Here is a 20,109-nt window from a genome sequence, read left to right as displayed (position 1 = left end):
GGTGACACCCCGTGCTACCACAGTCTGGCACCGCTGCCCCTGACAGCACCGCCATCTTGGGCGACGATGCTTCACCGGAACGTCATCGCCTGGAATCCATTCAACGCAGCGTCGACACTTTCACGACAGGCGTCATCGACTCCCTGCCTGTCGGTCCCTCGTGGAACTGTCTGGAACTGGGAGCAGGCGCAGGATCCATCGCCTACTGGCTCGCCGAACGCTGCCCGGACGGATGGGTGACCGCCGTCGACATCGACACCCGCCACCTCGACGCCGGCCGGGTCCCGAACCTGTATGTCCAGCGGGCCGACATCACACACGAGAACTTCGCCCCTGGTGCTTTCGACCTCATTCACGCCCGCTACCTGTTGTGCCATCTTTCTGTACGCGACGAACTGATGGCGCGGGCCGTCCGCTGGCTGGCCCCCGGAGGCTGGTTGGTCGTCGAAGAGCCTTACCACCTCCCGGCGGCCACCTCACCCTTCCCTGTGGTCCAACGCGTTCTCGATGGTTACCAGCGATATTGCCGCGAACAGGGAGCCGACATGACATGGGCGCGCGGCCTTCCCGCCCTCATGGCCCGGGCCGGCCTGAGCGACGTGGCGTATACCGGGAACCTTGGCTGCATGGGGGGCCTCGACAAGGACCGGTGGTTCCCCCTGATCGCGCAGGCCGCCCCGGCGCTGCTCGCCGGCGGCCTCGTCTCCGAAGCCGATCTGGTGCAGTTCTCCGAGGCGTTGAAGAACCCGACGTTCATCGACATCCCTCAGATCACCATCTCCGCCTGGGGCCGCCGCCCGAAGGAACTCGCGGAAGTGCCCACGCCCTCAGAGCCCACGCCGGACCGGCCAGGCGCTCCCAGTCGGCTCACTCCAGATTCGGCGGGTGGCGCTGCATAGCCAGCGGTGGACTCTGCCAGCGGCTTGGTGAGGAACGGCGATGTGGAGCGGTGGACGCCGCGCGAGCTTCTTTTAGGTCAGCTCGGCGACCACCGTTCCACCAGATTCGGCCAGGACGTGCTGGTCGGCGTGAAGAGGGCGGGTTAGCTGTCACCGCTTGATGCCGGGCGTCTTGTGGGTCGCGTAGTCGTCCAGGTGGACTTCGAGGCCGTCGGGGACTTCCCGGTCGAGTTTGGCCAGGAACTTCTTGACCTCCGCTGTCCGTGCGCCCCCGTTCGGCAGCGGTGTGACGGCGGCGCGGACGGCATCGACGCCGTCGACGCTCTGCGCACGGCGGAGTGGACGCCGTCGACGCTCTGGGCACGGCGGAGTGGATGTAGCTGTAGCCGATCACTGGCTTGCAGTTCTTGCGCTGGTCGGTGGTGGCCTGCCGGTTGCGGTCGCCGTCTTTTCTGCTGACCGTGTGCCAGCCGCCGCCGTCGGGGATGTTGCCCAGCTACAAACGTAAAGACGACCAAGAGGTGGTACGTCGAGCCGGATGTAGAGGACCTCCGCGGAGCTGCCACCACATGGGATGGCCTGCACGGGGGTGCGGTGGAGGGGCAAGCGTGAGTCATGTGTTTCACCAGCCGGGCGACTTGCCGAGTCGTATGGCCAGCGGGGTTGAGGCGGACTCGGAGTCCGGCTGCCGGTTGTGGATCGGCAGCCGGGATGAGGAGGGCCAGTCCGGCTGCGGCCAAGTCTCCTGCCAAACGCGCGCCCCATTGCCGACGTGGTCACGAGTGCACGCCAATGAACGGATACCCGGACACTCGGTAGGGTTCCGACAGCGCCCCGCCCCGTCTGTTGCGGGAGAGTCAGGACCCGCTAGGTTCACCCTGGCGATGTGACACCTCATGACAGATGAGAGGGTCGGGCGGGTGAGCGAGACGACGAAGACCCTGCAATACCGCTCTGACGGGCCGGAAGATGCACCTTGTCTGGTTTTGGGTGCGGCCCTCGGAACGACGTGGCATATGTGGGATCGGCAGATACCCGAGCTGACCCGTCACTGGCGCGTTATCCGGTTCGACCTGCCCGGGCACGGTGGCTCGCCGGCCTATCCGGCCTCCTCCGTCGCGGAGCTGGCCGATCGGCTCGTCGCCACGCTCGACGCGCTCGGTGTGGACTGTTTCGGCTACGCGGGGTGCTCCATCGGCGGTGCGATCGGCGCTCAGCTGGCGCTCACCCGGCCGCAGCGCGTCACCTCGCTCACCCTGGTCTCCTCCTCCCCGCGCTACGGCACCGCCGACTCCTGGCGGCAGCGCGGTGTGGTGATCCGTACGAACGGGCTGGACCCGATCGCCCGTACCTCGCCCGAGCGCTGGTTCACCCCCGGCTTCACGGGGGCCCAGCCCGCCATCGTCGAGTGGGCCGTCCAGATGGTGCGCACCACCGACCCGGGCTGCTACATCGCGGCCTGTGAGGCGATGGCCTCCTTCGACGTCCGCTCCTCGCTCCAGCGGATCGGGGTGCCCACCCTCGTCGTCGTCGGCTCCGAGGACCAGGTCACTCCGACCACCGACGCCCGCACCCTGGTGGCCGGGATTCCGGACGCGAGCCTCGCGCTCGTTCCCGGCACCTCCCACCTCGCGCCCGTCGAGCAGCCCGCCGCCGTCACCGAACTGCTCATCCGGCACTTCACCGCCGCCTGGCACGACAAGCCGGGCGCCGCCACCCAGGCGGCGATCGGCGCCGCCGCGCCCAAGCCGGTGCTCGGGCCCGCGCCCCCGCCCCCGCCCCCGCCGGTGGCGCCCGCGGCCATCGAGTCCGGTCTCGCCCAGCCGGAGGCGGTCCGGGGCGGCGCGTACGAGCAGGGCATCAAGGTCCGCCGTGAGGTGCTCGGTGACGCGCACGTGGATCAGGTGGAGGAGGGGGTCGACGACTTCAGCGGGGACTTCCAGGAGTTCATCACCCGCTACGCGTGGGGCGAGATGTGGACCCGCGCGGGGCTGGACCGGCGTACCCGCAGCATCATCACGCTCACCGCGCTGGTCGCCCAGGGCCACCGGGACGAGCTGGCCCTGCACACGCGTGCCGCGCTGCGCAACGGACTGACGCCCACGGAGATCAAGGAAGTCCTGCTGCACACGGCGGTCTACTGCGGTGTGCCCGCGGCCAACGCCGCGTTCGCCGTGGCCCAGCGTGTCATCCGCGAGGAGACCACCCCGGAGGGGTGATCTCGGGGCCCGGCCGTCGTCCCCTCCGGCCCGGCCGTCGTACGCTCCGATCCGGCCGCCGTCCCCTTCGGCCCGGCCGCAACGGGTTCCCTCGCGCGTCCCTCCGGGGCCCGCCGTACATCCGCGCGGCAAGATGGGGACATGGAACTCACGAAGAAGACCCACGCCTGTGTCCGGCTGGAGAAGGACGGGCAGGTGCTCGTCATCGATCCCGGTGTCTTCAGCGAGCGGGACGCGGCGGTCGGCGCCGACGCCATCCTGATCACCCATGAGCACATGGACCACTTCGACGAGGAGCGGCTGCGCGCGGGCATGGAGGCGAACCGCGGCGCCGAGATCTGGACCCTGGCCAGCGTCGCCGAGCAGATTTCCGCTGCTTTCCCCGGGCGGGTGCACACGGTGGGGGAGGGGGACGCCTTCACGGCGGCCGGCTTCGACATCGAGGTGCACGGGCAGCTGCACGCCGTCATCCATCCGGACATCCCGCGCGTCACCAACGTCGGCTACCTGATCACCACCGAGGACGACGGCGCGACCGTCTTCCACCCGGGTGACGCGCTCACCGTCCCCCAGGGCCGCACGGTCGACACGCTGCTGCTGCCGGTGCACGCGCCCTGGAACAAGGTCGCCGAGGTGATCGACTACGTCCGTGAGGTCCGGCCGCGCCGCGCCATCGACGTACACGACAGTCTGCTGCAGGACCATGCCCGACCGGTCTACGACGGCATGATCGACAAGCTCGGCGGTACCGACCACGGACGCCTCACCCCCGGTGAGAGCACCGGTTTGAACTGAGTGTCACACCCCCGCTGTAGGTTTACGGACATGCGCATCGCGACCTGGAACGTCAATTCGATCACCGCCCGCCTCCCGAGGCTGCTGGCCTGGCTGGAGAACACCGGCACGGACGTGCTGTGCGTCCAGGAGACCAAGTGCTCGGCCGAGCAGTTCCCGTACGACCAGTTGCGCGAGCTGGGCTACGAGGCCGCCGTCAACGCCACCGGCCGGTGGAACGGCGTCGCGCTGCTGTCCAAGGTCGGCCTGGAGGACGTGACCACCGGGCTGACCGGCGGTCCGGACTACGAGGGGGCGCAGGAGCCCCGCGCCGTCTCCGCGACCTGCGGCCCGGCCCGCGTCTGGTCGGTGTACGTGCCCAACGGCCGCGAGATCGACCACGCGCACTTCGCCTACAAGCTCCAGTGGTTCGAGGCGCTGAAGGCGGCCGTCGCCGAGGACGCGGCGGGCCCCCGCCCGTTCGCGGTCCTCGGCGACTTCAACGTGGCGCCCAGCGACGACGATGTGTGGGACACCTCCGTCTTCGAGGGCATGACGCATGTGACGCCCGCCGAGCGCGCCGCCCTGTCCGCCCTGCGCGAGGCCGGGCTGTCGGACGTGGTGCCGCGCCCCCTGAAGTACGACAAGCCGTTCACCTACTGGGACTACCGCCAGCTCTGCTTCCCGAAGAACAAGGGCATGCGCATCGACCTGGTGTACGGCAACGAGCCGTTCGCCAAGGCCGTCTCGGACGCGTACGTGGACCGCGAGGAGCGCAAGGGCAAGGGCGCCTCGGACCACGCCCCGGTCGTCGTCGACCTGGAGGTCTGAGCCGGGCCCGGCTCGCTGCTGTGGCTTCCGGGCCCGGACCACGATTACGGGTGCCGGGCCCGGACCACGACTGCGGGTGCCGGGCCCGGATCACGGCTGCGGGTGTCGGCCCCGGCAGCCCCGGCGGCCCGTATCAGTGCGTATCAGTGCGTATCAGGGCGTCCTGGGTACGAGCGCGCGCAGGTCGACCGACTGTCCGAGCGCCCGCAGGCCCGCGTCGCCGGGGTGCAGGTGGTCGCCGCTGTCGTACACGGGCAGCAGCCGCTGCGGACGCGCCGGGTCCCGGAGTACCGCGTCGAAGTCCAGTACGGCGTCGAAGTCCGCGCCTCGCTGCCGGATGGCGGCGTTCACGGCGTTGCGCCGCGCCTCGACCTGCGCCGTGCAGTCACCGAAGCCCTCGCACGGTGTGACGGTCGCGGCCACCACCCGCAGCCCGCGCTCGTGCGCGCGCCGGGCGATGGCCCGCAGCCCTGCCACGATGTCGCGCACCGGAGTGCCGATCCGGATGTCGTTGGTGCCCTCGAAGACCACGACCGTACGGACCGAGGGCTGGGCCAGCACGTCCCGCTCCAGCCGGTGCTGAGCGCTGACCCCGCCGGTGTCGTTGCTGACGCCGTCACCCGGATAGCGGTCGGTGACCACCCGGTTCGCGTCGATACCGCTGTTGGCCACGCCATAACGCGGCAGGCGGTGCTGGGCCTGGAACCGGCGGGCCAGCACGTCCGGCCAGCGCCGGTTCGTGCCCGCCGTCGAGAGGGAGCCGTCGGTGATGGAGTCCCCGAGCGTCACGACCGTGCCCGGCCCGCCCGCGACCTGCACCCCGGTCAGGAACGGCCAGCCGGTCAGCGTGCCCGGATACGCCGCGCCGCCGATGTCACCCGTCCGGTCGCCGCTGCCGGGCGCGCTGGCGTACGAGATCTGCTGGGACCCCGCGTGCACCGGCGCCGCCGTCACCGTGCCCGGCAGATGGAGGCTGACCAGCAGGTCGCGGCCCGCGGGGACGGTGAAGCCCACCGGATCGCTGTACGCCTGGGCCCCGGCCGGGATCTGCACGCCCCGCTGCCCGCCGAAGGTCAGCGGTACGGGCTTGCGGCTCGCCGCCGCGCCCCTGCCCCGCACGGCCACGCTCGCCGCCCCGAAGCGCACCGGCGCCGACGCGAAGGTGTTCGCCAGCCTGACCCGGACCCGCGGCCCGCCCGCGCCGGGGTGCACGACCAGCCGCAGCGTCTGGCCGCGCCACGGCCCGCGCTTGGTGTACCCGCCCGTGGCCGTCGCCCAACCGGTCGTCCAGCCAGCACCGTTGTCGCGCACCGCCGCGGCGAACACATGCAGGTCGGCGCGCGGCCCGGGGTCCGCGGGCAGGACGACCGCGGCCACCTCGCGCCCGCGCGCCACCGGCACGCTCACCGCGTACAGCCGCGCGCGCTCCGCCCGTTGGCCGCCGGGTGTGTTGATGTGCGGCAGCGCCACCGCCTTGGTGCTCAGGGGGCCCGTACGCCAGTCCGGCGCGGTCAGCCGGTACGTGCTGCGCGACCCGTCCCGGTAGCGGACCGTGCCGCTTCCGGTCACCGTGCCGCCCGTCGCGGCCACCAGCAGCGACAGCGCGTCGCCGCGGCCGCTCAGCCGGACCGCCTGGCCGTCGGCCCGTACGTTGTCCGGGCGGCCCGCGGCGGCGCGCGGCCACCGCAGCCGGGCCGCGTCCAGGGTCAGCACCCGCCCAGGGGTCCAGCCCGCCGCGGCGAGGTCCCGCGCGGACAGCGAGTTGCCGTCGCCGTCGAAGTCGGCCGACGCCGGGGCGGACGGCTCGCTGACCGCCGTGTTGTCGAAGAGTCTCTCCAACGGCACCGGGGCGCTGGGCCGTTGAGGTGGAGCCGCCATGGCCGGGGTGGCCAAGGGGGCGAGGGAGAGGCAGAGGGCCGGGGCGAGAAGCGTGCCCCATGGTCGTACGCGCATACGATCTTCCTTCCGCTGGCACCGAGGACGTGCACGGGGACCGGCCGGAACCGGCGGCCCGGGGCGGTGATCCGGCCACGGCCTGCCGCGCGCCTGTGGCCACCGCCCGGGCCCGGGTGGGACGCTACGCTCATGAACATGTCTTTCCTGGACAAGTGGCGCAAGCGTCCGGAAGTGGTCCCTGCTGTCGAAGACGACCCCGAAGGCGCGGCGATGCTCCTGGCGGAGTGCGAGCTGCTGCGTGCCCAGGCCCAGACCGAAGGCGTGGAACTGGACGATTCGGTGCGGTCGTTGGAGGCGCTGGACCAGCTGCGGCCCGCCTGGCGCGACGACCCGGACGTGGTGACCTGGCTCGGCAACGACGCGGGTTTCTACCTGGGCACCGTGCTGGTGCGGACGGTGCCCGGCGCCGCCTGGAAGGTGTGGCCCAGCGGCGAGCCGGTCGTCCGGCTGGCGTCCGGCCGGGAGGTGGACGTGGTGACGGCGGGCCAGGACTGGGCGGCCAACGGCGCGCCCGAACTGTGCCAGCTCTACGCGGAGGCCGCCGAGAGCTGACCGTCCTGAACGGAGGCCGTCGAGAGCCGACCGGGCCGACAGCCCTCACCGACAGCCCTCACCGGCGGCCCCGGCCCGGTCATACGAAGACCGGCGGTCCCGGCCCGGTCACTCGGACACCGGCGGCCCCCGGCCCCGTCACACGAACCCGATGTCGTACGCGAGCCGCCACCGGTCGGCCCGTACGACGATGTCCGAGGTCTCCACGGCCCGCCCGTCCGCGTCGAAGTGCGTACGCTCCACGACCGTCACGCACTGCCCGGGGGAGCAGCCCAGCGTCTCCGCCTCGGAACTGGAAGCGGGCCGGGACCCGACGCGCTCCTCGGCGCGCACCACCCGGATCCCGATGGCGGCCATCCGCCCCCGCACCCCCCGCCGGGCATAGGGCCCGCACTCCGGGAAGACGACGTCGGTGCCCTGGGTGATGGCGAGCGGCTCCCAGCTCGTGGCGAGTTGTACGGGCTGCCGGTTGGCCAGGTATTCGTACACCGACCGTACGACGCCGGTGCCGGGCACGATGCACAGCCGCCGTGCCACCCGGTCGGACGCCGCGTCCGTCGTCGAGGACGCCTCCCACGTCAACGGTGTGCCGTCGGGTGACCCCTCCAGGGCGATCCGGGCGGCGAACGGGGAGTCCACGGCGCCCGTGGAGCGCAGCAGGGTCCCGATGGGCGCCCGGTCGGCCACGAACACCCCCCGGCCGAACTGGCCTTCCGCGTAGCCGGCGGCCTTCAGGACGCGTACCGCGCGGTCCACGGTCTGGTCGCTGGCCTCGTACGCCCGCTTGAGCTCGGAGCGGGACGGCATCCGCGCGCCGACGGGCAGGGCACCCTCGTCGATCTGGCGGCGCAGGTCGTCGGCGATGCGCTGGAAGACAGGTCGGTTGTCACCCATGCCCCACAGGCTAGGTACGCAGGCGGGCACTGTGTACCTAGGGAAGAGGCGCTGGGGCAGCCGCCCGCCGGAGGTCCGTACCGGAGGCCCGTACCGGAGGCCCGTACCGGAGGCGGCCCGCCGGAGCCCGTACCTTCCGGAGGCTCCCCGCCCGGGGACCCGTACCCGACCGGAGGCTCCCCGCCAGGGGCCCGCACCTGGCAGGCGTGCGCACTTTCCCCGGTAATCAGGGTTTATCGGAGTATTCGTGCGTGTCAGGGGAAAACCGCTGCTTTCGGGCAGGTAGTTTGCGGTGTTCTGGCGGTACGGATGAGAGTGAGCAGGCTGCACATGGCCGGTGATGCGCTGATCGAGCTGCGCGGGGTCAACAAGCACTACGGGAAACTGCATGTCCTGGCGGACATCGACCTCACCGTCGGCCGTGGTGAGGTGGTGGTCGTCATCGGGCCCTCCGGGTCCGGCAAGTCCACCCTGTGCCGCACCATCAACCGCCTCGAACCGATCGAGTCCGGCACCATCACCCTGGACGGCCGGCCGCTCCCCGAAGAGGGGCGCGAACTGGCCGCGCTGCGCGCCGAAGTCGGCATGGTCTTCCAGTCCTTCAACCTCTTCGCCCACAAGAGCGTGCTGGCCAATGTGATGCTCGCGCCGGTCAAGGTCCGCAAGCGCAAGAAGGAGGAGGCCGAGGGGCGGGCCCGCCAACTCCTGGAGCGGGTGGGCCTGGCCGCGCACGCCGACAAGTACCCGGCGCAGCTCTCCGGGGGGCAGCAGCAGCGGGTGGCCATCGCCCGCGCGCTGGCGATGGAGCCGCAGGCGCTGCTCTTCGACGAGCCGACCTCCGCCCTCGACCCGGAGATGATCAACGAGGTGCTGGAGGTCATGCAGCAGCTCGCCCAGGAGGGCATGACGATGGTCGTCGTCACCCATGAGATGGGTTTCGCGCGCTCCGCAGCCAACCGCGTCGTCTTCATGGCGGACGGCCGGATCGTCGAGGACCGCACGCCGGAGGAGTTCTTCACCGCGCCGGAGAGCGACCGCGCCAAGGACTTTCTCTCCAAGATCCTCAAGCACTGACCGGGGGCGCCGCCATGCACCAGACCCGCACCGCCCTCGTGGCACTCGCGCTGACCGCCGCACTCCTGGCCGCTGGCTGCGGCAAGTCCGGCAGCCCGCCCGTCAAGGGTCCCGGAGGCAGCCAACTGCCCCACTACACGACCGCCCAGGGTTTCCGGCTGCCCGACTCCGCGACCTGGCGCAAGGCCAGCAGCCGCGGCCGGCTGGTCGTCGGGGCCAAGGAGGACCAGCCGTACATGGGCGAGCGCGACCCGGCCTCCGGGACGTACACCGGCTTCGACATCGAGATCGCCAAGATGATGTCGGCCTCCCTCGGCTTCGACCCGAAGACCGTGCAGTTCAAGACCATCGCCTCGGCCAACCGCGAGACGGCCCTGCAGAACGGCCAGATCGACTACTACGTCGGCACCTACACCGTCAACGCCAAGCGCAAGCAGCAGGTGGGCTTCGCCGGTCCGTACTACATGGCCGGCCAGGGCCTGCTGGTGCGCAAGGACCAGAAGGGCATCGACGGGCCGCGGGACCTGGCGGGCAGGAAGGTCTGCTCGGCGGCCGGTTCCACGCCGTACCAGCGCATCCAGGCCGACTACCCCAAGGCCGACCTGGTCGCCTACGACACGTACTCGGTGTGCGTCGACAACCTGCTCACCTATCAGGTCGACGCCGTCACGACCGACGACGCGATCCTCATGGGCTACGCCGCCAAGGTGCCCGACGAGCTGAAGCTGGCGGGCCGGCCGTTCTCCGAGGAGCCGTACGGCATCGGCGTGCCGCGCGGTGACACCGCCCTGCGCTTCGCGCTGGACGACGCGCTCGCCGCCCACGAGAGGAACGGCGACTGGAAGAAGGCGTACGAGGCGACGCTGGGCCTGTCCGGCGTCCCGGCTCCGCGGCCGCCCGCGATCGACCGCTACCCGGCGAGCTGAGGACGAGGACCGCCCATGAACGTGCTCACGGACAACTTCTCCCTCTACGGGAAGGGCCTGCTCGGCACCGTCGAACTGACCGTCTTCGCCTCGCTGCTCGCACTCGTCGTCGGTGTGCTGATGGCGGCCTTCCGGGTGGCGCCGGTCGGCTCGCTGCGGGCGTTCGGCACCGTGTGGGTGACGGTGCTGCGCAACACCCCGCTGACGCTGCTGTTCTTCGCGGTGCTGCTCGGCCTGCCGCGCTTCGGCGTCGTGCTGCCCTTCAAGGTCTTCGCCGTGCTGGCGCTGGGCTGCTACACCTCCGCCTTCATCTGCGAGGCGGTGCGCTCCGGCATCAACACCGTCCCGGTGGGGCAGGGCGAGGCGGCCCGCAGCCTCGGCCTGACCTTCTCCCAGACGCTGGGCGACGTGGTGCTGCCGCAGGCGTTCCGTACCGTCATCCCGCCCGTCGGCTCGACGCTCATCGCGCTCGCCAAGAACTCCGCGATTGCCGGCTCCTTCAGCGTCGTCGAACTCCTCGGCACCTACAAGACGCTCAACGAACTGGGCTACGGCATCATCTGGACCTTCGTCTGGATCGCCGTCGGCTACCTGATCGTGACCCTGACCATCAGCGCGCTGTTCAACGTGCTGGAAAAGCGCTGGGGGGTTCCCCGATGACCGCCACCACCGCCCTCTACGACGTACCCGGACCGCAGACCAGGCGCCGGCACCGGCTCTACGGGGCGGCAGCGGCCGTGGTGATCCTCGCCGTCGCCGTCTGGGTCGTGTACCTGCTGATCGACACCGGTCAGTTCAGCGCGCGCAAGTGGACGCCGTTCGCGTACCGGGGCATCCAGGAGCTGCTGCTCGAAGGGCTGGGCAACACGCTGAAGGCGTTCGCCTGCGCCGCCGTGCTCTCGCTCGTGCTGGGCGCGCTGCTCGCCGCGGGCCGGCTCTCGGACCACGCGCCGGTGCGCTGGGTGAGCACGCTGCTGGTGGAGTTCTTCCGCGCGATGCCCGTACTGGTCATGATCTTCTTCGTCTATGTGGCACTGCGGGCCGAGCCGCTGTACGCGCTGATCGCGGGGCTGACGCTGTACAACGGCTCGGTGCTGGCCGAGGTGTTCCGGGCCGGTGTCCACGCGGTGGACCGAGGGCAGCGGGAGGCGGCCTACGCGCTGGGGATGCGCAAGACTCAGGTCATGACGCACGTCCTGGTGCCGCAGGCGGTCCGCGCCATGCTGCCCACGATCATCAGCCAGCTGGTGGTCGCCCTGAAGGACACCTCGCTCGGCTACCTGATCACCTACGAGGAGTTCCTGCACGCCGGCAAGCTGATCGCCTCGAACCTCGACTACGACCTGCCGTTCATCCCCGTCGTCCTGATCATCTCGCCCATCTACATCGGTCTGTGCATGCTGTTGTCGTGGTGCGCCTACCGGGTCGCCAAGCGGCAGCGGAAGAGCCTGAAGACGGACGCGGTGGACGTCAACGCGCCGGAGCCGGGGACACTGCTGCCGGGGGCGCAGCAGCAGCGATGACGCCCCCGGCAGCCCGCCTCAGCGGCGCAGCACCTTGCGGGACAGCGTGTTGCCCAGCAGCTGTGCCGCCTGGACCAGCGCGATCAGGATGAGCACGGTCACCACCATCACCCGGGTGTCGAAGCGCAGGTAGCCATGGGTGATGGCGAGGTTGCCGACGCCCCCGCCGCCGACCGTGCCCGCGATGACCGAGAAGTCGATCAGCGCCACGAGCATGAACGTCAGGCCGAGGATCAGCGGTCCGAGCGCCTCGGGGATCAGCACCGTCACCAGGATGCGCACCGGCCCGGTGCCCATCGCGCGGGCCGCCTCGACGACGCCCGGTTCCACGGCCAGCAGGTTGCTCTCCACGATCCGGGCCACGCCGAACGTGGCGATCACCGTCATCGGCAGGATGACGGCGTCGGTGCCCACCGCCGTACCGATCAGCTCCCGGGTCACCGGGGAGAGCACCACGATGGCGATCAGCGCCGGCACCGGGCGTACGACGTTGACCAGCACGCTCAGTACGGCGTACACGACACGGTTGTGCAGCAGGCCGCCCTTGCGGGTGGCGTACAGCAGCAGTCCGAGGGCCAGGCCGAGGACGGTGGACAGGACGAGGGTGGCCAGCACCATGTACACGGTCTGGCCGGTCGCCTCGGCGATCTTGGGCCAGAGCAGGTTCCAGTCCGGATGCATCAGGCGCCCACCTCCGCGAGGACGGTCGCCACGACCGAGTCCGCCACACCGTGCTTGCGCAGCAGCTGCGGCAGCAGGTCCAGGACGGGCGAGGCGTGCACGGCGGCGCGTACGAAGGCGCGGGTGGTGGGGTGCTGCGGCCGGGCGAAGACCTCGGCCACCGCACCGCGCTCCACGATCCGTCCGCCGTCCATCACGGCGACCTGGTCGCACACCGCCCGGACCACCTCCATCTCGTGGGTGATCAGGACGATGGTGACGCCCAGCTCCGTGTTGACCCGCTTGAGCAGCGCGAGGATCTCGTGCGTGGTCTGCGGGTCCAGCGCGGACGTGGCCTCGTCGCACAGCAGCACCTGGGGAGAGGTGGCCAGGGCGCGCGCGATGCCCACACGCTGCCGCTGGCCGCCGGACAGCTGCTCGGGATAGCGGCGGGCCTGGTCGGCGAGCCCCACGAAGGCCAGCGCCTGCCCGGCCTTCGCGCGAGCCTGCGCCCGCGAGGCCCCGGCCTGCCGCAGCGGGTAGGCGACATTGCCCAGGACCGTGCGCGACCGGAACAGGTTGAACTGCTGGAAGACCATGCCGATGTCACGCCGGGCGGCACGCAACTGCCGCTCCGGGAGGCCGGTGAGCTGCCGCCCGCCCACGGTGACGGTGCCCGCTGTCGGTGTCTCCAGCAGGTTGACCATCCGCAGCAGAGTGGACTTGCCGGCGCCGCTGTGCCCGACGATGCCCTGTACGGTGCCCCGCGCGACGGTCAGGCCGACATCGTCGACCGCGCGCACGCCACCCGCGAACTCCTTGGTCAGACCGCTCAGCCCGATCATCGTCTCGGTGCTCATCGCGGCCTCAGCCCTTGAGCTGGCGGGCGACCCGGTCCAGCTCCCGTGTCAGTTCGGCCCGGGACAGCTCGATGTGGACGGCCGTGCCGTTGGACGTACGGCGCGACTCGTCCTGGACCGGCTTGCTCGCGTACAGCTTCACGATCTTCGCGAAGCGGGGGTCGTCCTTGTCCTTCGCGCGCGAGGCGATGACGTTGACGTACGGCCGTACGTCCGCTCCGCGCGGGTCGTCCTTGAACAGCGCGGTGTCCGCCTTGACGCCCGCCAGCGTGGCCACGCCGTCGTTGATGACGGCGGCGTCCACGTCCTTGAGCAGCCGGGGCGTCTGCTGGGCGTTGACCGGGGTGAGCTTCAGGTGCCGGGGGTTGTCGGCGATGTCGTCGGCGGTGGCGTACAGGCCGGTGCCGGGCTTCAGCCCGATCAGTTCGGCCTTCGCCAGCAGCCGCAGCGCCCGGCCCTCGTTGGCCGGGTCGTTGGGGTGGGCGATCCGCGCGCCGTCCGGCAGGTCGGCGAGCTTCTTCGCCCGCTGGGAGTAGAGGCCGAGCGGGACGACGTTGGTGGCGGCGAGCGGCACGATGTCGCTGCCGTTCTCGGTGTTGGACTGGGCCAGGAACACCAGGTGCTGGAACGCGTTGAGGTCGATGTCCCCGGCGGCGAGCGCCTTGTTGGGCAGCGAGTAGTCGTCGAACGGCACCACCTCGACCTCCAGGCCCTGTTTCTCCGCCTCCTTGGCGAGCACGTCCCAGTCGGTGGAGTCACCGCTGACACCGACGCGGATGCGGTCTCCGCCGGAACCGGTCAGGCCGCAGCCCGAGAGGGCGAGGGCCAGCAGGGCGGCGGCCGCGAAGGCGGTGCGGCGGGGCAGGGTGCGGTTCATCGTTCTCATTCCGTGAATTCCGTGGGTTCCGTGGGTGGTGGAGGGGGAAGGGCGGGCGCGGCTCTTGTGGAGCGGGCGCCCGCCCGGTCGGTCGCGCCTGGTCCGGGTGCGGATCAGGCGGCGAAGTGACAGGCCGAGGTGTGGCCGGGCCCGTGCGCGGTGAGGCCGGGGACCTGTTCCTCGCAGCGGGCCCGCCGGTCCGGGCCGAGCGTGGCGTACAGGGGACACCGGCCGCGGAAGCCGCAGCCGGTGACGCGCTCGGCCGGACCCGGCGGGTCCCCGGCCAGCAGGACGCGCCGGCGGGCGCGCTCGCGCGCCGGGTCGGGGACCGGTACCGCCGACAGCAGGGCCTGGGTGTACGGGTGCCGGGGCGCGGCGAACACCGCGTCCGCCGGGCCGTGTTCGACCGTACGGCCCAGGTACATCACGCTCACCCGGTCGGCGACGTGGCGTACGACGGACAGGTCGTGCGAGACGAACAGGTACGACAGGCCCAGCTCGTCCCGGAGATCGGCCAGCAGGTTGAGCACCCCCGCCTGCACCGACACGTCGAGGGCCGACACCGGCTCGTCCAGGACCAGCAGCCGCGGCCGCACGGCGAGGGCGCGGGCGATGCCGATGCGCTGCCGCTGGCCGCCGGAGAACTGGTGCGGATAGCGCTCCGCGTCCCCGGCCGAAAGCCCCACCCGCTCCAGTACGTCCGGTACCCGCGCCGCGATCCGGTCCTTCGCCGCCCGCTGCGCGCGCAGCGGCTCGGCGATCAGCTCGCCGACCGGCATCCGCGGGTCCAGGCTGGACACCGGGTCCTGGAAGACGATCTGGACGGCTCCGCGCAGGGCCCGGCGCCCCGCGCGGTCCAGGGTGCGGACGTCGTGGCCGAGCAGTTCCACATCCCCGCCTTCGGGGCCCCCGGGCGCTGTTCCGGACAGAATCTCCAGCAGCGTGGTCGTTTTGCCGGAACCGGACTCGCCGACCAGGCCGAGTGTTTCGCCGCGCCGGATGTCCAGGTCGACGCCGTCCACCGCGTACACGCTGCCGGTCCGGCGCCGGAACACCGTGCCCCCGCGCACCGGGAACGTCTTGGTCAGGCCCCGCACCCGTAGGACGTGCGGCAGCTGGTCGCGGTCCCCGGCCGCCGGGCGCACGGCCGGTGGCTCCGGCGTCGCGTATGCAGCGGCGGCGGGCAGCGCGCGCTCAGCCGCGCGGTGCGGCTCCTTGAAGCACGCCACGGCGTGTTCGGGGCCCGCGCCGACGGTCAGCAGGGCGGGCTCGGCCGTACGGCAGGCGTCGTCGGCGAGCGGACAGCGTGGCGCGAAGGCGCATCCGGCGGGCAGATCGCCCGCGTCCGGCGGCGTACCCGGGACCGGAACGAGCCGCCCGCGGCCCGGCACCGCCTCGATGCTCGGTACGGCGCCCAACAGGCCCGCGGTGTACGGCATACGGGGCGCGTCGAACAGCTCCTGCGCGGGCGCGCTCTCCACCACCCGGCCCGCGTACATGACGGCCACCCGGTCGGCCATCCCCGCGATCACCCCCAGGTCGTGGCTGACGAGCAGCAGGGCCGCGCCAGTCTCCCGCTGGGCGGTGCGCAGCACGTCCAGCACCTGGGCCTGCACGGTGACGTCCAGCGCGGTGGTGGGCTCGTCGGCGAGGATCACCTCGGGGTCGTTGGCGATGGCCATGGCGATGAGCACGCGCTGCCGCATGCCGCCGGAGAACTGGTGCGGGTACGCGGCGGCGCGTGCCCGCGGATCGGGGATGCCGACCAGGTCGAGGAGTTCCACGGCCCGGCGCGCGGCCTGCGCGCGAGAGACGTCCTGGTGGGTGCGGACCGCCTCGGCGATCTGGTCGCCGACGCGGTGGACCGGGGTGAGGGCGGACAGCGGGTCCTGGAAGACCATGCCGATACGGCGCCCGCGCAGCCGGGAGAGCGCGGCGTCACCGGCGCCGACCAGCTCGGTCCCGCCCAGCCGCACCGACCCGCCGACCTGCGCGGACCCGGGCAGCAGCCCCATCGCGGCGAGCGCGACGGTGGACTTGCCGGACCCCGACTCTCCGACGAGCCCGAGGACTTCGCCGCGTCGCAGCGCGAGGTCCACGCCGCGCACCGCGTGGCGGGGACCCCGCGGGCCGGGGAACTCGACGTCCAGCCCGCGGATGTCCAGAGCGGCAGGCGCGCCGGCCGCCTCCTGGGGGTCAGTCGGCGACGAGATCATGGGCGGTTTCCTCGTGGTGCGGGGACGGGAGGGGCGCGTACCCGGGCTCCTCGGCGGGGCGGCGGCGCTTCGTACGGCGGGTGCGGCGCGGCCGGCCGCCCGATGTCGGGTCCAGGGCGTCGCGCAGTCCGTCGCCGAGGAAGTTGACGGCCAGGACGAAGACCACCAGCAGCCCGGCCGCGAAGAAGAACAGCCAGGGGTAGGTGACCGCCGCGCCCGTCCCGTCCGCGATGAGGGTGCCCAGGGACACGTCCGGCGGCTGCACGCCGAAGCCGAAGTAGGACAGGCCCGTTTCGCTCATCACCGCGCCGCCGACCGCGATCGTGGCGTCGACGATGAGGAAGGAGGCGACGTTGGGGAGGATGTGGCGGAAGACGATGCGCAGCGGGTGGACGCCCATCAGGCGGGCCGCGCGGACGAAGTCCCGCTCCTTGAGGGACAGCGTCATGGACCGTACGACGCGCGCGGTGAGCATCCATCCGAAGGCCGCCAGCAGCCCCACGAAGGCGATCCAGCTCGCGCCCCGCAGGCGCGGGGAGACGATCGCGATGACGAGGAAGGCCGGGAAGACCAGGAGCAGGTCGGTGAAGAGGGTCGTCAGCCGGTCCGCCCAGCCGCCGAAGTATCCGGCGCACGCGCCGGCCACCGCCGCCAGCACCGTCGCGAACAGCGCGACCAGCAGCCCGATCAGCAGCGACTTCTGGAGCCCGCGCAGCACCTGCGCGTACACGTCCTGGCCGATGCTGTTGGTGCCGAACCAGTGCCCGGCGGAGGGCGGCTGCCGCAGCGCGCTGTAGTCGACGTCCGTGTACGACCAGTGGCCGAGGTACGGGCCGGCGAAGGCGAGGAGGAAGAGGAGCAGCAGAACGGCCGCGCCGGTCAGGGCGTTGGCGTTCCGTACGAAGCGGCGCAGGGCGACGCGAAGCATGATCCGGCCCCTCTCAGCTCGTCCGTACGCGCGGATCGAGCGCGGCGTGCAGGACATCGGCCAGGAACCCGGACAGCAGCACCAGTACGGCCGCGAACACGTTGACCGCGACGACCGCGTTGACGTCGCCCTTGCCGACGGCGTCGATGAACCACGAGCCCATGCCGTGCCAGCCGAAGACCTTCTCGGTGAAGGCGGCGCCGGTGAACAGGGCGAGGAACCCGTAGGCGAAGAAGGTGGACATCGGCACCAGGGCGGTCCGCAGCCCGTGCCGGAGCACCGCGCTGTGCTTGCGCAGGCCCTTGGCGCGGGCGGTGCGCAGGAAGTCGGAGCCGAGTACGTCGAGCATCGTGCCGCGCTGGTAGCGGCTGTAGGACGCGGCCGTGCCGAGCGCGATGGCGAGGGTCGGCAGGAGGAGGTGGACCAGGCGGTCACCGAGCAGCGTGCCGAATCCGCCCGTCAGCCCCGGCGTGTGCTCTCCGGTGAAGCCGATGATCTCGCCGCCCGCCGCCTGGTTCACCGCGATGGCGCCGGTCTTGAGGAGCACGGCGAGCAGGAAGGTGGGGGTGGACAGCAGCAGGAACGCGAAGAGGGTGACGGCACGGTCGGAGAAGCGGTACTGCCGGACCGCACTCCACGCACCCAGCAGTACCCCCGCGACCGTGCCCAGCAGGGTGCCGGCCAGCAGCAGCCGCAGGCTGACGCCGACGCGGCGCCCGAACTCCTCGGTGACGGCGCCGGAGTCGATCGTGCGGCCGAGGTCGCCGTGCAGGGCATGGCCCAGCCAGGCGGCGAACCGTTCCGGCAGGGGAGTGTGGTCGTTGATGCCCAGCGCGGTCAGCTGGGCCTCGACGGCGCCGGGCGACGGCGGCGGCTGCCGGCCCTCGAAGTAGCCGCGGGGCGACAGCGCGAGCGAGGTCAGCGCGTAGGAGACGACGACGGCCAGCGCCAGCAACAGCGCGTAATAGCCGAGGCGTTTGGAAAGGTGGGCGAACACGGGCGGACATCCCTTTCAGGGTGGTGCGGCCAGTGACGCTATCCCACGCTTTTCACCGGGTGATGCGGCGGCGTGAACCTGTCATTGCAAGTTCAATAAATGCGCTGAGCTGCGCCTTTGAGGAGTTCCCGGCCGCCTTACGGTGCTCCGGGGGCCGTGCTCGCGGCGCCCGCGAACCAGCGAGAGGAACCGCGCATGAACCGGGCCCGAGGGGCAGCCGCCCTGGCCGTAACGACCGTCCTGGCCGCGGTGGCGGTCACCGCCTGTGGCGGGCCCGGCGGCTCGGCGGACGGCGCGCACGCCGGCGCGGCGCCGCGGGCCGGGGCGCAGGGCCTGGCCCCGCACCCCGTCTCCGACCTCAGACAGGGCGGCACCATGCGGGTCTCGGTCCAGCAGTGGATCACCCAGTCCAACCCCAACCAGATCGACGGCACCCAGGGCGACGCCTCCGCGATCACCAGCATGGTGGAGCCGAGTCTCTTCAGCCTCGACGCGAAGGGCGAGCCCCGGCCCGATCCCGACTTCCTCGCCTCGGCGAAGGTCGTCTCGACCACCCCCCAGGTCGTGTCCTACCGGCTCAACCCCCAGGCGAAGTGGTCCGACGGCAAGCCGCTGGGCTGGCGGGACTTCGAGGCCCAGTGGAAGGCGCTGAACGGCACCGACGACCGCTACCGCGCCGCCACCACCGGCGGCTACGAGCAGATCGGCGCGGTGGAGCGGGGCGCCGACGACCACGAGGTGCAGGTCACCTTCACCACCCCGTACGCGGACTGGCAGTCCCTGTTCAAACCGCTGCTGCCCGCCTCCCTGAACGCTACCCCGGAGAGCTTCGAGAAGGGCTGGGTCGGCCGCATCCCGGTGACCGGCAACGCCTGGAAGGTCGGCGCGTTCGACCGGACCGCGCAGACCGTCACGCTCGTTCCCGACCCGGCCTGGTGGGGGCGCAGGCCCAAGCTGGACAAGATCATTTACTGGGCGCTGGACGGCACCTCCACCATCGACGCTTACCTCAACAAGGAGATCGACGACACCAGCGCCGTCGACCCCGAGAAATACCAGCGGCTGAAGAAGGACCGCGGCACCGACATCCGCGTCGGCGCCCGCTGGGACCAGGTCACCCTCAGCCTCAACGGCGGCCGCGGCCCGCTGGCCGACGTCGCGGTGCGCCAGGCCGTCACGCTCGGCGTGGACCGTGCCGCGCTCGCCGAAGTCGCGGGCAAGGACCTGCCGTTCGAGCCGCGGGTGCTGGACAACCACTTCTTCATGCCCGACCAGGCGGGCTACCAGGACAACACCGGCGGCTTCGGCAAGCGCGACGTGGCCCGCGCCAGGAAGCTGCTGGACGCGGCGGGCTGGCGGGACAACGGCGCCGGCGAGCCGCGTACCAAGGACGGCAGGCCGCTGTCCCTGGAGTTCGTGATGCCCGGCGACGCGCTCGCCCTCCAGGCCGACCAGGCCAAGCTGGTGCAGCGGATGCTCGGCGAGATCGGCGTCGGCGTACGGCTGCGGAAGGTGCCGGGCAGCGACTACTTCGACAAGTACGTGCACCGCGGCAACTACGACCTGACCCAGTTCCGCCAGGTCGACCGGGTCTTCCGGGCCACCTCGTACGCCGACTACCGGATGCCGCACGGCGCGAACGCCTTCACCAACTACGGCCGGGTCTCCTCCCCGGAGGTGGACCGCCTCCTGCTGGAGGCGACCCGTACCACCGACGTGGCGCGCCAGCGCGCGCTCTACAACCAGGCCGACGCCCGGATCTGGCAGCTGGGCCACTCCATCCCGCTCTACCAGCGCCCGCAGCTCATCGCGGTCCGCAAGGGCCTGGTGAACCACGGCGCGCCCGGCCTCGGTGACGAGGACCCGAAGACGATCGGCTGGCTGAAGTAGCCGGCGGACGGGCCGGAGCGCCCCGGCCGTGGG

At 71.7% G+C, this 20,109-nt stretch carries 18 protein-coding genes and 2 pseudogenes; 10 read left to right on the top strand and 10 right to left on the bottom strand.

Features of this window, described 5'->3' with window-relative positions:
* Nucleotides 1-56: 56 nt before the first annotated feature.
* Nucleotides 57-899, top strand: coding sequence for a class I SAM-dependent methyltransferase (locus tag A6A06_RS25715; protein ID WP_242440936.1), 843 nt, complete (start codon nucleotides 57-59; stop codon nucleotides 897-899).
* Nucleotides 900-988: 89 nt separating this feature from the next.
* Here the strand turns inward: A6A06_RS25715 and A6A06_RS44005 are convergent.
* Nucleotides 989-1,163 (bottom strand): annotated as a pseudogene (locus A6A06_RS44005) (IS630 family transposase); the annotation flags it as partial.
* Nucleotides 1,164-1,260: 97 nt separating this feature from the next.
* Nucleotides 1,261-1,395 (bottom strand): annotated as a pseudogene (locus A6A06_RS44000) (IS481 family transposase); the annotation flags it as partial.
* Between the two features lie 424 nt (nucleotides 1,396-1,819).
* On the opposite strand from A6A06_RS44000, the gene pcaDC reads away from it, so the two are divergent.
* The 3 genes from pcaDC to A6A06_RS25695 all read left to right on the top strand — a co-directional run bounded on the left by pcaDC (nucleotide 1,820) and on the right by A6A06_RS25695 (nucleotide 4,723).
* Entirely contained in the window at nucleotides 1,820-3,118 is a 1,299-nt protein-coding gene (gene pcaDC, locus A6A06_RS25705; RefSeq protein ID WP_199931218.1) for a bifunctional 3-oxoadipate enol-lactonase/4-carboxymuconolactone decarboxylase PcaDC, read from the top strand.
* A gap of 141 nt (nucleotides 3,119-3,259) precedes the next feature.
* On the top strand, nucleotides 3,260-3,913 hold the full coding sequence (locus tag A6A06_RS25700) for an MBL fold metallo-hydrolase (RefSeq protein WP_073763737.1): 654 nt from the start codon (nucleotides 3,260-3,262) through the stop codon (nucleotides 3,911-3,913).
* Between the two features lie 30 nt (nucleotides 3,914-3,943).
* On the top strand, nucleotides 3,944-4,723 hold the full coding sequence (locus A6A06_RS25695; RefSeq protein ID WP_073763735.1) for an exodeoxyribonuclease III: 780 nt from the start codon (nucleotides 3,944-3,946) through the stop codon (nucleotides 4,721-4,723).
* Nucleotides 4,724-4,876: 153 nt separating this feature from the next.
* On the opposite strand, the gene A6A06_RS25690 is transcribed toward A6A06_RS25695, so the two are convergent.
* Nucleotides 4,877-6,676: an SGNH/GDSL hydrolase family protein gene (locus tag A6A06_RS25690; RefSeq protein WP_073763733.1), complete on the bottom strand. Its 1,800-nt coding sequence runs from the start codon at nucleotides 6,674-6,676 to the stop codon at nucleotides 4,877-4,879.
* Between the two features lie 132 nt (nucleotides 6,677-6,808).
* On the opposite strand from A6A06_RS25690, the gene A6A06_RS25685 reads away from it, so the two are divergent.
* Nucleotides 6,809-7,231: a DUF6278 family protein gene (locus A6A06_RS25685; protein ID WP_073763731.1), complete on the top strand. Its 423-nt coding sequence runs from the start codon at nucleotides 6,809-6,811 to the stop codon at nucleotides 7,229-7,231.
* Nucleotides 7,232-7,369: 138 nt separating this feature from the next.
* Here A6A06_RS25685 and A6A06_RS25680 read toward each other — a convergent pair whose 3' ends face one another.
* Nucleotides 7,370-8,125: a GntR family transcriptional regulator gene (locus tag A6A06_RS25680; protein ID WP_073763729.1), complete on the bottom strand. Its 756-nt coding sequence runs from the start codon at nucleotides 8,123-8,125 to the stop codon at nucleotides 7,370-7,372.
* Between the two features lie 330 nt (nucleotides 8,126-8,455).
* Here A6A06_RS25680 and A6A06_RS25675 point away from each other — a divergent pair, with 330 nt between their 5' ends.
* Genes A6A06_RS25675 through A6A06_RS25660 form a run of 4 tightly spaced genes read left to right on the top strand, consistent with a single transcriptional unit; the run spans nucleotide 8,456 to nucleotide 11,648 of the window.
* Nucleotides 8,456-9,199: an amino acid ABC transporter ATP-binding protein gene (locus A6A06_RS25675; RefSeq protein WP_073763727.1), complete on the top strand. Its 744-nt coding sequence runs from the start codon at nucleotides 8,456-8,458 to the stop codon at nucleotides 9,197-9,199.
* A gap of 14 nt (nucleotides 9,200-9,213) precedes the next feature.
* Nucleotides 9,214-10,125 (top strand): glutamate ABC transporter substrate-binding protein, encoded by a 912-nt coding sequence (locus tag A6A06_RS25670; protein ID WP_073763725.1) that lies wholly within the window; start codon nucleotides 9,214-9,216, stop codon nucleotides 10,123-10,125.
* A gap of 15 nt (nucleotides 10,126-10,140) precedes the next feature.
* Nucleotides 10,141-10,785 (top strand): amino acid ABC transporter permease, encoded by a 645-nt coding sequence (locus tag A6A06_RS25665; protein ID WP_073763723.1) that lies wholly within the window; start codon nucleotides 10,141-10,143, stop codon nucleotides 10,783-10,785.
* On the top strand, nucleotides 10,782-11,648 hold the full coding sequence (locus tag A6A06_RS25660) for an amino acid ABC transporter permease (RefSeq protein ID WP_073763722.1): 867 nt from the start codon (nucleotides 10,782-10,784) through the stop codon (nucleotides 11,646-11,648). The genes A6A06_RS25665 and A6A06_RS25660 overlap by 4 nt, the downstream gene beginning before the upstream one ends.
* An 18-nt stretch (nucleotides 11,649-11,666) precedes the next feature.
* Here the strand turns inward: A6A06_RS25660 and A6A06_RS25655 are convergent, their stop codons facing one another.
* From A6A06_RS25655 to A6A06_RS25630, 6 genes are all read right to left on the bottom strand, one after another.
* The gene (locus tag A6A06_RS25655) at nucleotides 11,667-12,329 is read right to left on the bottom strand and encodes a methionine ABC transporter permease (protein ID WP_073763720.1); all 663 of its coding nucleotides are present in this window, start codon (nucleotides 12,327-12,329) and stop codon (nucleotides 11,667-11,669) included.
* Nucleotides 12,329-13,168: a methionine ABC transporter ATP-binding protein gene (locus tag A6A06_RS25650; protein WP_073763718.1), complete on the bottom strand. Its 840-nt coding sequence runs from the start codon at nucleotides 13,166-13,168 to the stop codon at nucleotides 12,329-12,331. The genes A6A06_RS25655 and A6A06_RS25650 overlap by 1 nt, the downstream gene beginning before the upstream one ends.
* A 7-nt stretch (nucleotides 13,169-13,175) precedes the next feature.
* Nucleotides 13,176-14,045, bottom strand: a complete 870-nt coding sequence (locus A6A06_RS25645; protein WP_079194335.1) for a MetQ/NlpA family ABC transporter substrate-binding protein — start codon at nucleotides 14,043-14,045, stop codon at nucleotides 13,176-13,178.
* 113 nt (nucleotides 14,046-14,158) lie between these two features.
* A complete protein-coding gene (locus A6A06_RS25640; RefSeq protein WP_073763716.1) occupies nucleotides 14,159-16,261 on the bottom strand; it encodes an ABC transporter ATP-binding protein in 2,103 nt (700 codons plus the stop codon).
* Nucleotides 16,242-17,189 carry an ABC transporter permease gene (locus tag A6A06_RS25635; RefSeq protein WP_199931141.1) on the bottom strand — a complete coding sequence of 316 codons (948 nt, stop codon included), beginning with the start codon at nucleotides 17,187-17,189 and terminating at the stop codon, nucleotides 16,242-16,244. The genes A6A06_RS25640 and A6A06_RS25635 overlap by 20 nt, the downstream gene beginning before the upstream one ends.
* Nucleotides 17,190-17,202: 13 nt before the next feature.
* A complete protein-coding gene (locus tag A6A06_RS25630) occupies nucleotides 17,203-18,186 on the bottom strand; it encodes an ABC transporter permease (protein ID WP_073763714.1) in 984 nt (327 codons plus the stop codon).
* Between the two features lie 195 nt (nucleotides 18,187-18,381).
* On the opposite strand from A6A06_RS25630, the gene A6A06_RS25625 reads away from it, so the two are divergent.
* Nucleotides 18,382-20,076 (top strand): ABC transporter family substrate-binding protein, encoded by a 1,695-nt coding sequence (locus tag A6A06_RS25625; protein WP_073763712.1) that lies wholly within the window; start codon nucleotides 18,382-18,384, stop codon nucleotides 20,074-20,076.
* Nucleotides 20,077-20,109 lie beyond the last annotated feature (33 nt).

The sequence above is a fragment of the Streptomyces sp. CB02923 genome (assembly GCF_001905005.1).
Classification (GTDB): domain Bacteria; phylum Actinomycetota; class Actinomycetes; order Streptomycetales; family Streptomycetaceae; genus Streptomyces.
This window is presented reverse-complemented; position numbering and strand designations above follow the sequence as displayed.

Coding starts and splice junctions, on each gene's coding strand:
- A6A06_RS25700 (WP_073763737.1), top strand. CDS start 3,260: ATGGAACTCACGAAGAAGACCCACGCCTGTGTCCGGCTGGAGAAGGAC.
- A6A06_RS25695 (WP_073763735.1), top strand. CDS start 3,944: ATGCGCATCGCGACCTGGAACGTCAATTCGATCACCGCCCGCCTCCCG.
- A6A06_RS25690 (WP_073763733.1), bottom strand. CDS start 6,676: ATGCGCGTACGACCATGGGGCACGCTTCTCGCCCCGGCCCTCTGCCTC.
- A6A06_RS25685 (WP_073763731.1), top strand. CDS start 6,809: ATGAACATGTCTTTCCTGGACAAGTGGCGCAAGCGTCCGGAAGTGGTC.
- A6A06_RS25680 (WP_073763729.1), bottom strand. CDS start 8,125: ATGGGTGACAACCGACCTGTCTTCCAGCGCATCGCCGACGACCTGCGC.
- A6A06_RS25675 (WP_073763727.1), top strand. CDS start 8,456: ATGGCCGGTGATGCGCTGATCGAGCTGCGCGGGGTCAACAAGCACTAC.
- A6A06_RS25670 (WP_073763725.1), top strand. CDS start 9,214: ATGCACCAGACCCGCACCGCCCTCGTGGCACTCGCGCTGACCGCCGCA.
- A6A06_RS25665 (WP_073763723.1), top strand. CDS start 10,141: ATGAACGTGCTCACGGACAACTTCTCCCTCTACGGGAAGGGCCTGCTC.
- A6A06_RS25660 (WP_073763722.1), top strand. CDS start 10,782: ATGACCGCCACCACCGCCCTCTACGACGTACCCGGACCGCAGACCAGG.
- A6A06_RS25655 (WP_073763720.1), bottom strand. CDS start 12,329: ATGCATCCGGACTGGAACCTGCTCTGGCCCAAGATCGCCGAGGCGACC.
- A6A06_RS25650 (WP_073763718.1), bottom strand. CDS start 13,168: ATGAGCACCGAGACGATGATCGGGCTGAGCGGTCTGACCAAGGAGTTC.
- A6A06_RS25645 (WP_079194335.1), bottom strand. CDS start 14,045: ATGAACCGCACCCTGCCCCGCCGCACCGCCTTCGCGGCCGCCGCCCTG.
- A6A06_RS25640 (WP_073763716.1), bottom strand. CDS start 16,261: ATGATCTCGTCGCCGACTGACCCCCAGGAGGCGGCCGGCGCGCCTGCC.
- A6A06_RS25635 (WP_199931141.1), bottom strand. CDS start 17,189: ATGCTTCGCGTCGCCCTGCGCCGCTTCGTACGGAACGCCAACGCCCTG.
- A6A06_RS25625 (WP_073763712.1), top strand. CDS start 18,382: ATGAACCGGGCCCGAGGGGCAGCCGCCCTGGCCGTAACGACCGTCCTG.